Here is a 14069-nt window from a genome sequence, read left to right as displayed (position 1 = left end):
TCAGGTGCGCCAGCCGGCGGCCAGCGCGCGGGTCAGCTCGGCGGCCGGCACCTCGCGGCACCCGCTGGCATTCTGCCCGGCCCACAGTGGTGTGCAGTGATCCAGATCGAGGCTTTCGGTCTTGGCGCGTAGCGCGCTGATGGCATTGCCGGCCAGCGGGAAGTCCGGCACGCCATGGGGCAGCGGGCCGAGCTCGCGCATGATGCGGTTGACGATGCCGCGCGCCGGGCGGCCGGTGAATAGCGTGGTCAGCGCGGTGTGCCGGGCACGCTCGCTCTTCAGTGCGGCGCGGTGCAGCGGATTGGTGAGGCTCTCCGGGCACAGCAGATAGGCCGTGCCGACCTGTACGCCAGCCGCGCCCAGCGCCTGCGCAGCTGCCACGCCGCGCGCATCGGCGATCCCGCCGGCGGCGATCACCGGCACGTTCAGCGCTTGGACCAGCTGCGGCAGCAGGGCGAAGGTGCCGAGCTGGGTGGTCAGCTCCTCGCCGAGGAAGATGCCGCGATGGCCGCCGGCTTCCAGGCCCTGGGCGATCACCGCGTCGACGCCGTGCTCCTGCAGCCACAGACCTTCTTCGAGGGTCGTGGCGCTGGCGGCGATCTTCGCTCCGCTGGCACGGGCGTGCTTCAGCAGATCGGGCGTGGGCAGGCCGAAATGGAAGCTGACCAGTGCCGGACGGTGCTGTTCCAGTACGGCGGCCATCGTCGCATCGAACGGCTGGCGGGTCGCTCCGCTGGGAATCTGCGCCGGATCGACGCCGAACTCGGCGAAGTACGGCGCCAGCAGCTGGTGCCAGGCGGCGATGTGCGCCGGATCGGCGGTGGGCGTCTGGTGGCAGAAGAAGTTCACGTTGTACGGGCGGTCGGTCAGCGCTTCGATGGCGCTCAGTTCGCGTTCCAGTGCCTGGGCATCGAGCATGCCCGCCGGAATCGAACCCAGCCCGCCGGCACCGCAGACGGCAGCGGCTAGCGCATGATTCTGCGCGCCTGCCATAGGTGCCTGGATGAGTGGGTGTTCGATAGCGAGAAGATCGCGCAGGTCCATGAGCAACTCCATAGAAATCATAGTGGGATAGGTAACTCTAGTCCTCCGGGACGATAACGGGGAAACCTTAGGCCCGGCCGCCGGTGTGCGGCGCCTGCGGCGCGGGTAAACTGCGCGGCTGCCGAGGAGCGATCACATGAACTACCGCCACGCCTTCCACGCCGGCAATCACGCCGACGTGCTCAAACACTTGGTCCTGAGCCGGATCTTCGCTTTGCTGGCGCGCAAGGAGGCGCCGTTCGCCTACCTGGACAGCCACGCGGGCGTCGGGCTGTATGACCTGGCCGGCGATCAGGCCAGCCGCACCGGCGAGTGGCTGCAGGGCATCGCGCGCATCTGGCAGGCCGAGGCGCGCCCGGCGCTGCTCGACGACTACCTCGGCGTGATCCGCGCACTCAACCCGGACGGCACGCTGCGCTACTACCCCGGCTCGCCGGAACTGGCGCGGCAGCTGACCCGCGAGCAGGACCGCCTGCAGCTCAACGAGAAGCATCCCGAGGACGGCGCGCTGCTCAAGGACAATATGGCCGGTGACCGTCGCGTCGCCGTGCATCTGGGCGAGGGCTGGTTCGTGCCGCGTGCGCTGATGCCGACGCAGGAGAAGCGCGTGGTGTTGCTGATCGACCCGCCGTTCGAGCAGGCCGACGAGCTGAGTCGCTGCGTGACGGCGCTCAAGGAGGCGCTGGGGCGTATGCGCCAGACCATCGGCGTGATCTGGTATCCGATCAAGGACGAACGTCAGCTCAAGCGCTTCTATCAGGACCTCACCCGCAGCGGCGCGCCGAAGCTGCTGCGCGCCGAACTGTTCGTCCATCCGGCCGATGACGCCAGTCGCCTGAGCGGCTCGGGCCTGGCCATCGCCAATCCGCCGTGGGGGTTGGCGGACGAGTTGCGCGAGCTGCTGCCGTGGCTGGCCGAGCAGCTGGCGCAGAGCCAGGGCGGCTGGCGGCTGGATTGGCTGATCGAAGAGGCCTGAGCCGCCGAGATCGCCATCCGGTGGACCGCCACCCGGTGCCTCGATAAGGGGCGATCTACCCTGCTGCCCGATCAACCGTAGGGTGGATGTCGCTTTTCACATCCACCGTCACGGGGCCGCCGCCGCACCATGCCTCAGAACAACCTGAGCGGCTCTTCCTGCAACGCCGACAGCTGCTCGCGCAGGATCAGCACCTGATCGCCCCAATAGCGCTCGCTGCCGAACCAGGGAAAGCTCATCGGAAACGCCGGATCGTCCCAGCGCCGCGCCAGCCAGGCGCTGTAGTGCATCAGCCGCAGCGCGCGCAGTGCCTCGATCAGCGGCAGTTCGCGCGGGGCGAAGTCGTGGAACTCGTTGTAGCCGTCCACCAGTTCGGCCAGTTGGCCGAGCCGCTCGTGGCGCTCACCGGCGAGCATCATCCACAGGTCCTGCACGGCCGGGCCCATGCGGCAGTCGTCCAGATCGACCAGATGGAACGCGTCGTCGCGCGCCAGGATGTTGCCCGGGTGGCAGTCGCCATGCAGACGGATGGGCGTGAAGTTCGTGTTGGCGAAAACGTCCTCGACCCGCTTGAGCAGGTCGCGCGCCACCGACTCGTAGGCCGGCAGCAGGCTGCGGGGCACGAAGCCGCCGTCGAGCAGGGTGTTCAGCGAGGCGTGGCCGAAGTTCTGCACCCCGAGCGTTTCCCGGTGCTCGAACGGCCGGCTGGCACCGATTGCGTGCAGGCGCCCGAGCAGTTGGCCGAGGCGATAGAGCTGGTCGAGATTGCCTGGCTCCGGTGCGCGCCCGCCACGCCGCGGAAACAGTGCGAAGCGAAAGCCGGCATGGGCGAACAGCGTCCTGCCCTCGCGCTCCAGCGGCGCCACTACCGGCACCTCGTGTTCGCTCAGCTCCAGGCTGAATTGGTGTTCCTCGAGAATGGCCGCGTCGCTCCAGCGCGCCGGGCGATAGAACTTGGCGATCAACGGCGTTTCGCCCTCGATGCCCACCTGATAGACGCGGTTTTCGTAGCTGTTGAGCGCCAGCACGCGGGCGTCGCTGAGATAGCCGAGGCTTTCCACGGCGTCGAGGACCAGATCCGGCGTGAGGGTATCGAAGGGATGGGACATGACCGGCTCCGCAGGATAGACCGTTCAGTGTATTGCACCCGGGCTTTTAAACAACCGCGGGTCCGCCGCGATCAGGTCGTAGGGTGGAAATCTCGCGCAGCGAATTTCCACCGCGAGTCGAGCCGCTCAGTCGCCGGGCTTCGGCGTGCGCGCCAGGCAGTAGACATCGACCCGCGCCGCGCCCGCGCGTTTGAGCAAGCGGGCGAGCGCTTCGGCGGTGGTGCCGGTGGTCAGGACGTCGTCGATCAGCGCCAGGTGGAGCCCGCGCAAGTCGCGGCCGGGCCTGAGGGCGAACGCCTGGCGCAGGTTGCGTCGGCGCGTGGCGGCGTCCAGCTGCTGTTGCGGCGGTGTGTCGAGCAGCCGTTCCAGCGCGCAGTCATCGAACACGATGGCCAGCTCGCGGCTCAGCCAGCGGGCCAGCATCTGCGCCTGGTTGAAGCCGCGCTGACGCAACCGGCGGCGGGCCAGGGGCACCGGCAACAACAGGTCCGGACGCGGCAGGCCATCGGCGTAGGCGTGGCGCAGATGGTGCGCCAGTCGCTCGCCCAGCAGTCGACCGTACGGCCAGTGCGCCTGGTGCTTGAAGCGCGTGATCAGCGTGTCGACCGGAAAGGCGAAACGCCAGGGCACCTCGACGTGGTCATAGGCAGGCGGTCGCTTCAGGCATTCGCCGCAGACCAGTCCGCGCACCGGCAGCGGCACGGCGCAGACCGTGCAGCGTGCGTCGAGCCAGGGCAGATCGGCTTCGCAGGCACTGCACAGCGGATCGCCCGCGCAGGGTTCGTCGCAGAGCAGACAGTGTTGTTCGATAAATAGCCACTTGTTCACCATGATTCCGTTCCTGGTTGACAGCGTATCGGGCTTGGCTAACCATTCCGCATCCGTGCCAGGCCGCCGAGCCGCTATTTATTACAAGGATCACCCATGAGCGCCACCGCCGCTTCCGTTACCCGCCACGACTGGACGCTCGCCGAGGTCAAGGCACTCTTCACCCAGCCGTTCAACGATCTGCTGTTCCAGGCGCAGACCGTGCACCGCCAGCACTTCGACGCTAACCGCGTGCAGGTTTCCACGCTGCTGTCGATCAAGACCGGCGCCTGCCCGGAAGACTGCAAGTACTGCCCGCAGTCCGGTCACTACAACACCGGTCTGGATAAAGAGAAGCTGATGGAGGTGCAGAAGGTGCTGGAGGCGGCGGCTGAGGCCAAGGCCATCGGTTCGACCCGTTTCTGCATGGGCGCGGCCTGGAAGCATCCGTCCGCGAAGGACATGCCCTACGTGCTGAAGATGGTCGAGGGCGTCAAGGCCATGGGCCTGGAAACCTGCATGACCCTCGGCAAGCTCGATCAGGAGCAGACCCGCGCCCTGGCCGCGGCGGGCCTGGACTACTACAACCACAACCTGGATACCTCGCCGGAGTACTACGGCAACATCATCACCACGCGTACCTACGCCGAGCGTCTGGAGACGCTGAGCTACGTGCGCGAAGCGGGGATGAAGATCTGCTCCGGTGGCATCCTCGGTATGGGCGAGTCGCTGGATGATCGCGCCGGCCTCTTGATCCAGCTGGCCAACCTGCCGGAGCACCCGGAGTCGGTGCCGATCAACATGCTGGTCAAGGTCAAGGGCACGCCGCTGGCCGAGGAGCAGGACGTCGATCCGTTCGACTTCATCCGCATGCTCGCCGTTGCGCGGATCATGATGCCCAAGTCCCATGTGCGTCTGTCGGCCGGCCGCGAGCAGATGAACGAACAGATGCAGGCACTGGCCTTCCTCGCTGGCGCCAACTCGATCTTCTATGGCGAGAAGCTGCTGACCACCGCCAACCCGCAGGCCGATAAGGACATGCAGCTGTTCGCGCGCCTGGGCATCCAGCCGGAAGAGCGCCACGAGCACGCCGACGAGGTGCATCAGGCCGCCATCGAGCAGGCGCTGATCGAGCAGCGCGATTCCAAGCTGTTCTACAACGCGGCTGTTTGATGTGCGGTGCGGTGGATGAGCCGAGCCTCATTCACCGCGAAGCCGACTTATTCGTAGGGTGGATGGCCCGCTTGCGGCCATCCACCGTTACCGGTTCTGCCCATGACCTTCGATCTCGCCTCCCGCCTCGTCGAGCGCCGCGCCGCGCATCTCTATCGCCAACGTCCATTGCTGCAGACCCCGCAGCAGCCTGAAGTGGTCGTCGATGGCGAGCGGCTGCTGGCGTTCTGTTCCAACGACTACCTGGGGCTGGCCAACCATCCCGAGGTGATCGCCGCCATGCAGCAGGGCGCCGCGACCTGGGGTGTCGGCGGCGGCGCCTCGCATCTGGTGATCGGCCACAGCACGCCGCATCACCGGCTGGAAGAAGCGCTCGCCGAATTCACCGGACGACCGCGCGCGCTACTGTTCTCCACCGGCTACATGGCCAACCTGGCGGCGGTCACCGCGCTGCTCGGACAGGGCGACACGGTGCTGGAGGATCGCCTCAACCATGCCTCGCTGCTCGATGCCGGGCTGCTGTCGGGGGCACGCTTCTCGCGCTACCTGCACAGCGATGCTGCCAGCCTTGGCAAGCGCCTGGAGAAAGCCACCGGCAACACCCTGGTGGTCACCGACGGCGTGTTCAGCATGGACGGCGACCTCGCCGACCTGCCGGCGATCTGCGCCACGGCCAGGCAGCACGGCGCCTGGGTGATGGTCGATGATGCGCACGGCTTCGGCCCGCTGGGTGCGAGCGGCGGCGGCATCGTTGAGCAATTCGGTCTGGGCATCGACGATGTGCCGGTGCTGGTCGGCACCCTCGGCAAGGCGTTCGGCACGGCAGGGGCGTTCGTTGCGGGCAGCGAGGAGCTGATCGAGACGCTGATCCAGTTCGCCCGCCCGTACATCTATACCACCAGCCAGCCGCCGGCGGTGGCCTGTGCCACACTGAAAAGCCTGGAACTGCTGCGCAGCGAGGGCTGGCGACGGGAGCATCTGCGGCGTCTGGTGGCGCGTTTCCGCGAGGGCGCCGCGCAGATCGGCCTGACGCTGATGGACAGCCCGACGCCGATCCAGCCAGTGCTGGTCGGCAGCAGCGAGCGGGCGTTGAGGCTATCGGCGTTGCTGCGCGAGCGCGGCATCCTGGTCGGCGCCATCCGCCCGCCGACCGTTCCGGCCGGCAGCGCACGGTTGCGGATCACCTTCACCGCGACCCATAGCGATGCGCAGCTCGAGCGCCTGCTGGAGGCGCTGGCCGACTGCTGGGCACTGCTGCCCGAGGAGCGCGACGATGCGTGAACGACTGATTCTGCTACCGGGCTGGGCATTCGGCCCCGCGGCGCTCGAACCGCTGGCCGGGGTGCTGCGCGAGCGCCAGCCGCATCTGCAGGTGGAGATCGCACCGCTGCCGGCACTGGAGCAGCCGAGCGCCTGGCTCGACGAGCTGGACGCTCGCCTGCCGGCCGACTGCTGGCTGGCCGGCTGGTCGTTGGGCGGCATGCTGGCGACGCAGCTGGCGGCACGCCGCGGCGACAACTGCCCCGGCTTGATGACGCTGTGCAGCAACCCCTGTTTCCGTAGTCGCGACGACTGGGCGGCAGCCATGCCGGCCGAGGTCTTCGATGCCTTCGAGGAAGCTTTCCGCCTGGGGCCGCAGGACACGCTCAAGCGTTTCAGCCTGCTCTGCAGCCGCGGCGCCTACGATCCGCGCACGCTGGCGCGCCAGCTGCAGGTCAGTCTGCTCGACCAGCCGCAGGCGATCGCCTCTGCCGGGCTGCGCCTGCTGGCCGAACTGGACGGTCGCGCCGCGTTGCAGCGCTACGTCGGGCCGCAGCTGCACCTGTTCGCTGGCGGCGATGCGCTGGTGCCTGCGCGCGCTGCCGAGGCGCTGCTGGCCTGGCTGCCGGACGTCGAAGTCGACGTGCTGGCGAATGCCAGTCACGGCCTGCCGCTGGAGCGCGCCGAGGACGTGGCGACGGCGATGCTGGCGTTCATGGATGAGGGCGAGGATGACTGAGTCTTCCCCCGGCCAGCGCCCGACGGGCGTGCTGCCCGACAAGCGCCAGGTGGCGGCGTCCTTTTCCCGTGCCGCCGCCAGCTACGACAGCGTCGCTGCCCTGCAGCGACGGGTCGGCGGCAATCTGCTGGCCGCATTGCCGGACATGCCGTCGCCGACGCGCTGGCTCGACCTGGGCAGCGGGACCGGCTATTTCTCCCGCGCGCTGGCGGCGCGGTTCCCGCAGGCCGACGGCGTGGCGCTGGATATTGCCGAAGGCATGCTGCGCCACGCGCGGCCGGCCGGCGGCGCGCGGCAGTTCGTCGTCGGCGACGCCGAGCATCTGCCGCTGCGCGAGGACAGCGTCGGGCTGGTGTTTTCCAGTCTGGCTTTGCAGTGGTGCGAGGATTTCGCCGGTGTGCTCAGCGAAGTCCGCCGCGTCCTGCAGTCAGGCGGTACGTTTGCCTTCAGCAGCCTGTGCAGCGGCACGCTGCAGGAGCTGCGCGACAGCTGGCAGGCCGTGGATGGCCTGGCCCATGTCAATCGCTTTCGCCCCCTCGCCACCTATCAGGCACTGTGCAATGAAAGCGGTCTGCGCCCGCTGGCGCTGGAGGTGCGTCCAGAAGTGCTGCATTTCGCCGATCTGCGCCAACTGACTCATGAGCTCAAGGCGCTCGGTGCGCATAACCTCAACCCCGGACGGCCCGGCGGGCTGACCGGTCGCGCGCGTTTGCGTGCGCTGGTCGCCGCCTACGAGCAGCTGCGCCAGTCCGCGGGATTGCCGGCGACCTATCAGGTGGTCTACGGCGTGTTACGCAAGGAGTCATGAGTTGAATCGCGCGTTCTTCATTGCCGGCACGGATACCGACGTCGGCAAGACCACCATCGCCGCTGGCCTGCTGCATGCGGCGCGTGCGGCCGGACTGTCGACGGCGGCGGTCAAGCCGATCGCTTCCGGCTGCACGGCGACGCCGCAGGGATTGCGCAATGCCGATGCGCTCGCGCTGCAGGCCGAGTGCTGCCCGGCGCTGGACTATGCACAGGTCAACCCGTTCGCCTTCGCGCCGGCCATCGCCCCGCACATCGCCGCGCGCGAAGCCGGCGTGACACTGAGCACCGAGGCGCTGGCCGACGCCGTACAGGGCGTACTGGAGCGGCGGGCCGACTTCACGCTTGTCGAGGGGGCCGGCGGCTGGCGGGTGCCGCTGAACGCGCGGGAGACGCTGGCCGCCTTGCCGATTCGCCTGCAACTGCCGGTGATTCTGGTGGTAGGCGTGCGGCTGGGTTGCATCAGTCACGCACTGCTGAGCGCCGAGGCGATCGCGCACGACGGTCTGGTGCTGGCCGGCTGGGTCGCCAACATCATCGATCCCGCCATGTCGCGGCTGGAAGAGAATCTCGCGACGCTCGACGAACTGGTGCCGGCGTCCTGCCTGGGCCGCGTGCCGCGCCTGGCGGAGGCGTCGGCCGCGCGGGTTGCCGCATACCTGCGACTGGCCGCGCTGGCGCATTCGCCTTGCCGTTGACGGCACCATCTGCTTGAATGCTGGCAATCCGCCTTCGGAGTCGACCATGCAAATCTCCAACAGTCTTCTTGGTGCTGGCCTGAGCGCCTACCAGGGTGCCCAGCAGCGAGTCGATCAGGCTGCCTCGGCGATCGCCACCGCCAGTCTGCCGACGGTCGACAGCTCCCAGGCGCTGACCGAGATCAGCGAGCAGCTGATCGAGCTGAAGCTTGGCGAGCACAACGCCGCACTCGGCGCCCGTCTGATTCGCAGCGCCGATGAAGTACTCGGCACGCTGATCGATACCCAGGCCTGATTCCGCGCGGCCCGCCGGCCGCGTCGTTTCCCCTCTTCTTGTTTCTTCTGGCGCGGCTGATTTCGCCGCCGAGCCCGCCCCTGCGCGCGCGTCGCGACTGCCGTCGCAACTGTCCGTTTCGTCCCTCTGCACGCGTTGCGGCATCGCCTAGCATGAATTGCCGGCCGATGAGCGGCTGCTTTGCACCGGCTTGACATCGCCTGGGTCGAAACGTATGTTTCAAACGCCTGTTTGACTCTCCGCGCCTGCAATCGGCGGCCGGAATCGAATCCGCGCGGCCGGCCGCTGCCGACCGCCGCAACCAGAACTCACCGCTGAGGTTTACGTTATGCCCGACTACAAGGCCCCCTTGCGCGATATCCGCTTCGTCCGCGACGAGCTGCTCGGTTACGAGGCGCACTACCAGAGCCTGCCGGGATGTGAAGACGCCACCCCGGACATGGTCAATGCCATCCTCGAAGAAGGCGCGAAGTTCTGCGAGCAGGTGCTGGCTCCGTTGAACCGCGTCGGCGACATCGAAGGCTGTACCTGGAGCGAGTCCGGCGTGACCACTCCGACTGGCTTCAAGGAGGCCTACCAGCAGTTCGTCGAAGGCGGCTGGCCGAGCCTGGCCCATGACGTCGAGCACGGCGGTCAGGGTCTGCCCGAGTCGCTGGGCATGGCGATCAGCGAAATGGTCGGCGAGTCCAACTGGTCCTGGGGCATGTACCCGGGCCTGTCGCACGGCGCGATGAACACCCTGCACGCCCACGGCACCAGCGAGCAGCAACAGACCTACCTGACCAAGCTGGTTTCCGGCCAGTGGACCGGCACCATGTGCCTGACCGAGCCGCACTGCGGTACCGATCTGGGCATGTTGCGCACCAAGGCCGAGCCGCAGGCTGACGGCAGCTACAAGGTCACCGGCACCAAAATCTTCATTTCCGCTGGCGAGCATGACATGGCCGAGAACATCGTCCACATCGTGCTGGCCCGTCTGCCCGATGCACCGGAAGGCACCAAGGGCATTTCGCTGTTCATCGTGCCGAAGTTCCTGCCTACGGCCTCGGGTGAGGTTGGCGAACGCAACGGTGTTTCCTGCGGTTCCCTTGAGCACAAGATGGGCATCCACGGCAACGCCACCTGCGTGATGAACTTCGACGCGGCCACCGGCTTCCTGATCGGCCCGCCGAACAAGGGCCTGAACTGCATGTTCACCTTCATGAACACCGCCCGCCTGGGTACCGCGCTGCAGGGCCTGGCCCATGCGGAAGTCGGCTTCCAGGGCGGTATCGCTTATGCCCGCGAGCGGCTGCAGATGCGTTCGCTGACCGGTCCGAAGGCGCCAGAGAAAGCTGCCGACCCGATCATCGTGCATCCAGACGTGCGTCGCATGCTGCTGACCATGAAAGCCTTCGCCGAGGGTAACCGCGCGATGCTGTACTTCGCCGCCAAGCAGGTGGACATCGTTCAGCGCAGCCAGGACGAGGAGCAGAAGAAAGCCGCCGATTCCCTGCTGGCCTTCCTCACCCCGATCGCCAAGGCGTTCATGACCGAAGTGGGTTTCGAGGCCGCCAACCACGGCGTGCAGATCTACGGTGGCCACGGCTTCATCGCCGAATGGGGCATGGAGCAGAACGTGCGTGACAGCCGTATCTCCTGCCTGTACGAAGGCACCACCGGCGTGCAGGCACTCGATCTGCTGGGCCGCAAGGTGCTGATGACCCAGGGCGAGGCGCTCAAGGGCTTCACCAAGATCGTGCACAAGTTCTGCCAGGCCAACGAAGGCAACGACGCGGTCAAGGAATTCGTCGAGCCGCTGGCCAAGCTGAACAAGGAGTGGGGCGAACTGACCATGAAGGTCGGTATGGCCGCCATGAAGAACCGCGAAGAAGTCGGCGCCGCATCGGTGGACTACCTGATGTACTCCGGCTACGCCTGCCTGGCCTACTTCTGGGCCGACATGGCGCGACTGGCTGCCGAGAAACTGGCTGCCGGCACCGAGGAGCAGGCTTTCTACAAGGCCAAGCTGCAGACCGCGCGCTTCTACTTCGCTCGCATCCTGCCGCGCACCCGCATGCATGTGGAAGCCATGCTGTCCGGTGCCGACAATCTGATGGACATGGCCGAAGAAGACTTCGCGCTCGGCTACTGATCGTCCGTGCTGCACCCGAAAGCCGCTGCTCTTGCAGCGGCTTTCTGCATTCTGGAGCTCGAAAAAGGGTATTTCGAATGTGACCAGCCAAAACTTATCGGTCACTAAAAGACGCTTAGTCCGGCATTCGTTATTGGTTTAGACTCGCTGGAAACGGCCCGCCGAGGCCGCCAATCCGTGTCTTGCGAGGATTTGCACATGGCTGATTACCAAGCGCCGCTGCGCGATATGCGTTTCGTCCTGAATGAAGTCTTCGAGGCGCCGAAGCTCTGGCAAACACTGCCGGCGCTCGCCGAGGCGGTGGATGCCGAGACGGCTGAGGCCATTCTCGAAGAAGCCGGCAAGATTACCGCCGGTACCATCGCCCCGCTGAATCGCAGCGGCGACGAGGAAGGCTGTCGCTGGGACGCCGGGCAGGTCAGCACGCCGGCGGGCTACCCCGAGGCCTATCGCCTGTACGCCGAGGGCGGCTGGGTCGGAGTTGGCGGTGATCCGGCCTACGGCGGCATGGGCATGCCCAAGGTCATCTCGGCGCAGGTGGAGGAGATGATGAACTCCGCAAGCCTGGCTTTCGGTCTGTACCCGATGCTGACGTCCGGCGCCTGCCTGTCGATTCACGCGCATGCCAGCGAGGCGCTGAAGCAGAAGTATCTGCCGAACATGTATAGCGGCGTCTGGGCCGGCTCCATGTGTCTGACCGAGCCGCACGCCGGAACCGATCTGGGCATGATCCGCACGCGCGCCGAGCCGCAGGCCGACGGCAGCTACAAGGTCAGTGGCACGAAGATCTTCATCACCGGCGGTGAGCACGACCTGACTGAGAACATCATCCATCTGGTGCTGGCCAAACTGCCGGACGCGCCGGCCGGTTCGCGCGGTATCTCGCTGTTCCTGGTGCCCAAGGTGCTGGTCAACGAGGACGGCTCGCTGGGGACGCGCAACGCCGTGTCCTGTGGTTCCATCGAGCACAAAATGGGTATCCAGGCCTCGGCCACCTGCGTGATGAACTTCGACGGTGCCACCGGCTGGATGGTCGGCGAGCCGAACAAAGGCCTGGCGGCGATGTTCACCATGATGAACTACGAGCGTCTGGGCGTCGGCATCCAGGGCCTGGCCACCGGCGAGCGTTCCTACCAGAGCGCTATCGACTACGCCCGCGAGCGCATCCAGAGCCGCGCACCGAGCGGTCCGGTGGCGCAGGACAAGGCGGCCGACCCGATCATCGTGCATCCGGACGTGCGCCGCATGCTGCTGACCATGAAAGCGTTGAACGAAGGTGGCCGCGCATTCTCCAGCTATGTGGCGCTGCAGCTGGATATCGCCAAGTTCAGCGATGATGCCGAAGCTCGCCAGCGTGCCGATGCGCAGGTCGCCCTGCTGACGCCGGTAGCCAAAGCCTTCCTCACGGATATGGGCCTGGAGGCCACCGTGCATGGCCAGCAGGTGTTCGGCGGTCACGGCTTCATCCGCGAATGGGGGCAGGAGCAGCTGGTGCGAGACTGCCGCATCACGCAAATCTACGAAGGCACCAACGGCATTCAGGCGCTCGATCTGGTCGGCCGCAAGGTGGTGGGCAGCGGTGGCGAGCTGTACCGCAACTTTGCCGACGAGGTGCGTGGTTTCATTGCTTCTGCCGGGCAGGAACTGGCCGAGTTCGTCGAGCCGCTGCAGGCCGCGCTGGACAATCTGGACGACTTGACCGCCTGGGTGCTGGAGCAGGCCAAGCAGAATCCGAACGAAATCGGCGCAGCCTCGGTGGAATACCTGCACGTGTTCGGCTACACCGCCTACGCCTACATGTGGGCGATGATGGCGCGCGCGGCGCTGGGCAAGGACGAAGTCTTCTACCGCAGCAAGCTTGGCACCGCGCGTTTCTTCTTCGCCCGTCTGCTGCCACGCATCCATTCGCTGACCGCCTCGGTACGCGCCGGCAGCGCGTCGCTGTACCTACTGGCGGCCGAGGAGTTCTGAACGCCGGCTTAATCTGGCGGCCTAATGAAATTAATCGGCCATGTGCGTGGAACGTTTGCGCCACTACTTCGGTCCTAGAAAGCACGTCGCTGTAAGCAATCACCTACAAAGCGAATCAAGGATGACTCGCGTGTAGGAAATTGCTTACAGCGCGTGATGCAAAATGGCTACTACTGCCTCGGCGAGGCGGTCAGTACTCTTCTGCACTCGGACCTCGGCGCAGGGTAGCGCAATCGAAAAGAAGGACGAGAACGGAGTGGCGCCAGGATGGCGCACGATCACGGATGTCAGGATTCACAGTCTGCAAAGCCCCGCCTCGGCGGGGTTTTTCTTTTGGCGCGCAACGGTATCCGTGCCGGCGTCAGCCGGGCAGGCGCACACCGGTACCGCCCAGGCCGCAATAGCCGCCAGGGTTTTTTGCCAAGTACTGTTGATGGTAGCCCTCGGCGTAATAGAACGTCGGTGCCTGCGCAATCTCCGTGGTAATCGCGCCATAGCCGGCCTGGCTGAGCTGGCGCTGGAACGCCGCCTGGCTGGTCTGTGCCTGCTCGCGCTGGCTGTCGTCCAGCCAGTAGATTGCCGAGCGATACTGGCTGCCGACATCGTTGCCCTGACGCATGCCCTGAGTGGGATTGTGCGACTCCCAGAACACGGTGAGCAGCGTCCGATAATCAATCTGCTGCGGATCGAACACCACCAGTACGGCTTCGGTGTGTCCGGTCAGACCCGAGCAGACTTCCTCGTAGGTCGGATTCGGCGTGAAGCCACCGGCATAACCCACTGCGGTCGTCCACACCCCAGGCTGTTCCCAGAAGCGCCGCTCGGCACCCCAGAAGCAGCCGAGGGCGAACAACGCCTGCTGCAGGCCGGCGGGAAACGGCGGTTGCAGCGGGTGGCCGTTGACGTGATGGGCCTCAGGCACCGCCATCGGCGTGGAGCGGCCCGGCAGCGCCTGTTCGGCGGTGGGCAGCGCGTTCTGATGCACGAGAATCTGCGAGCGTAGCGGCATGGTGACAACCTCGGCCGGAGCGAAAGACGTCAGTCAGGCTACCGGAG

General features: G+C 66.5%; 13 protein-coding genes. 9 read left to right on the top strand and 4 right to left on the bottom strand.

Going from position 1 to position 14069, the window contains the following annotated elements; genetic code table 11:
* Positions 1 to 1044, bottom strand: coding sequence for an NAD(P)H-dependent flavin oxidoreductase (locus U8L64_RS17395; RefSeq protein ID WP_043295443.1), 1044 nt, complete (start codon positions 1042 to 1044; stop codon positions 1 to 3).
* A gap of 136 nt (positions 1045 to 1180) precedes the next feature.
* Here U8L64_RS17395 and U8L64_RS17390 point away from each other — a divergent pair, with 136 nt between their 5' ends.
* On the top strand, positions 1181 to 2020 hold the full coding sequence (locus U8L64_RS17390; protein WP_333398365.1) for a 23S rRNA (adenine(2030)-N(6))-methyltransferase RlmJ: 840 nt from the start codon (positions 1181 to 1183) through the stop codon (positions 2018 to 2020).
* A gap of 134 nt (positions 2021 to 2154) precedes the next feature.
* Here U8L64_RS17390 and U8L64_RS17385 read toward each other — a convergent pair whose 3' ends face one another.
* Together U8L64_RS17385 and U8L64_RS17380 are read right to left on the bottom strand one after the other, a co-directional pair.
* A complete protein-coding gene (locus tag U8L64_RS17385; RefSeq protein ID WP_333398364.1) occupies positions 2155 to 3129 on the bottom strand; it encodes a serine/threonine protein kinase in 975 nt (324 codons plus the stop codon).
* 126 nt (positions 3130 to 3255) lie between these two features.
* Positions 3256 to 3960 (bottom strand): ComF family protein, encoded by a 705-nt coding sequence (locus U8L64_RS17380; RefSeq protein ID WP_333398363.1) that lies wholly within the window; start codon positions 3958 to 3960, stop codon positions 3256 to 3258.
* Between the two features lie 93 nt (positions 3961 to 4053).
* Between U8L64_RS17380 and bioB the strand changes: the two genes are divergently transcribed.
* The 8 genes from bioB (at position 4054) to U8L64_RS17340 (ending at position 13013) form a co-directional block, all read left to right on the top strand.
* Positions 4054 to 5109, top strand: coding sequence for a biotin synthase BioB (gene bioB / locus U8L64_RS17375; RefSeq protein ID WP_167134320.1), 1056 nt, complete (start codon positions 4054 to 4056; stop codon positions 5107 to 5109).
* A 102-nt stretch (positions 5110 to 5211) separates the two neighbouring features.
* Positions 5212 to 6390 carry an 8-amino-7-oxononanoate synthase gene (gene bioF, locus U8L64_RS17370; RefSeq protein ID WP_043295448.1) on the top strand — a complete coding sequence of 393 codons (1179 nt, stop codon included), beginning with the start codon at positions 5212 to 5214 and terminating at the stop codon, positions 6388 to 6390.
* Positions 6383 to 7108, top strand: coding sequence for an alpha/beta fold hydrolase (locus tag U8L64_RS17365; protein WP_273525881.1), 726 nt, complete (start codon positions 6383 to 6385; stop codon positions 7106 to 7108). The genes bioF and U8L64_RS17365 overlap by 8 nt, the downstream gene beginning before the upstream one ends.
* Complete coding sequence (gene bioC, locus U8L64_RS17360; protein ID WP_333398362.1) at positions 7101 to 7916, top strand: malonyl-ACP O-methyltransferase BioC; 816 nt, start codon at positions 7101 to 7103, stop codon at positions 7914 to 7916. The genes U8L64_RS17365 and bioC overlap by 8 nt, the downstream gene beginning before the upstream one ends.
* 1 nt (position 7917) lies before the next feature.
* Positions 7918 to 8613: a dethiobiotin synthase gene (gene bioD / locus U8L64_RS17355; protein WP_333398361.1), complete on the top strand. Its 696-nt coding sequence runs from the start codon at positions 7918 to 7920 to the stop codon at positions 8611 to 8613.
* 46 nt (positions 8614 to 8659) lie between these two features.
* Positions 8660 to 8908 carry a hypothetical protein gene (locus U8L64_RS17350; RefSeq protein ID WP_043295452.1) on the top strand — a complete coding sequence of 83 codons (249 nt, stop codon included), beginning with the start codon at positions 8660 to 8662 and terminating at the stop codon, positions 8906 to 8908.
* 328 nt (positions 8909 to 9236) lie between these two features.
* Positions 9237 to 11042, top strand: coding sequence for a phenylacyl-CoA dehydrogenase (locus U8L64_RS17345; RefSeq protein WP_043295453.1), 1806 nt, complete (start codon positions 9237 to 9239; stop codon positions 11040 to 11042).
* Between the two features lie 198 nt (positions 11043 to 11240).
* Positions 11241 to 13013, top strand: coding sequence for an acyl-CoA dehydrogenase C-terminal domain-containing protein (locus tag U8L64_RS17340; protein WP_043295454.1), 1773 nt, complete (start codon positions 11241 to 11243; stop codon positions 13011 to 13013).
* Positions 13014 to 13374: 361 nt separating this feature from the next.
* Here U8L64_RS17340 and msrA read toward each other — a convergent pair whose 3' ends face one another.
* On the bottom strand, positions 13375 to 14022 hold the full coding sequence (gene msrA / locus U8L64_RS17335) for a peptide-methionine (S)-S-oxide reductase MsrA (RefSeq protein ID WP_043295455.1): 648 nt from the start codon (positions 14020 to 14022) through the stop codon (positions 13375 to 13377).
* Positions 14023 to 14069 lie beyond the last annotated feature (47 nt).

It is taken from the genome of Pseudomonas sp. FIP_A4, from assembly GCF_036701605.1.
In the GTDB taxonomy this organism is placed as follows: domain Bacteria; phylum Pseudomonadota; class Gammaproteobacteria; order Pseudomonadales; family Pseudomonadaceae; genus Stutzerimonas; species Stutzerimonas phenolilytica.
This window is presented reverse-complemented; position numbering and strand designations above follow the sequence as displayed.

Coding starts and splice junctions, on each gene's coding strand:
- U8L64_RS17395 (WP_043295443.1), bottom strand. CDS start 1,044: ATGGACCTGCGCGATCTTCTCGCTATCGAACACCCACTCATCCAGGCA.
- U8L64_RS17390 (WP_333398365.1), top strand. CDS start 1,181: ATGAACTACCGCCACGCCTTCCACGCCGGCAATCACGCCGACGTGCTC.
- U8L64_RS17385 (WP_333398364.1), bottom strand. CDS start 3,129: ATGTCCCATCCCTTCGATACCCTCACGCCGGATCTGGTCCTCGACGCC.
- U8L64_RS17380 (WP_333398363.1), bottom strand. CDS start 3,960: ATGGTGAACAAGTGGCTATTTATCGAACAACACTGTCTGCTCTGCGAC.
- bioB (WP_167134320.1), top strand. CDS start 4,054: ATGAGCGCCACCGCCGCTTCCGTTACCCGCCACGACTGGACGCTCGCC.
- bioF (WP_043295448.1), top strand. CDS start 5,212: ATGACCTTCGATCTCGCCTCCCGCCTCGTCGAGCGCCGCGCCGCGCAT.
- U8L64_RS17365 (WP_273525881.1), top strand. CDS start 6,383: ATGCGTGAACGACTGATTCTGCTACCGGGCTGGGCATTCGGCCCCGCG.
- bioC (WP_333398362.1), top strand. CDS start 7,101: ATGACTGAGTCTTCCCCCGGCCAGCGCCCGACGGGCGTGCTGCCCGAC.
- U8L64_RS17350 (WP_043295452.1), top strand. CDS start 8,660: ATGCAAATCTCCAACAGTCTTCTTGGTGCTGGCCTGAGCGCCTACCAG.
- U8L64_RS17345 (WP_043295453.1), top strand. CDS start 9,237: ATGCCCGACTACAAGGCCCCCTTGCGCGATATCCGCTTCGTCCGCGAC.
- U8L64_RS17340 (WP_043295454.1), top strand. CDS start 11,241: ATGGCTGATTACCAAGCGCCGCTGCGCGATATGCGTTTCGTCCTGAAT.
- msrA (WP_043295455.1), bottom strand. CDS start 14,022: ATGCCGCTACGCTCGCAGATTCTCGTGCATCAGAACGCGCTGCCCACC.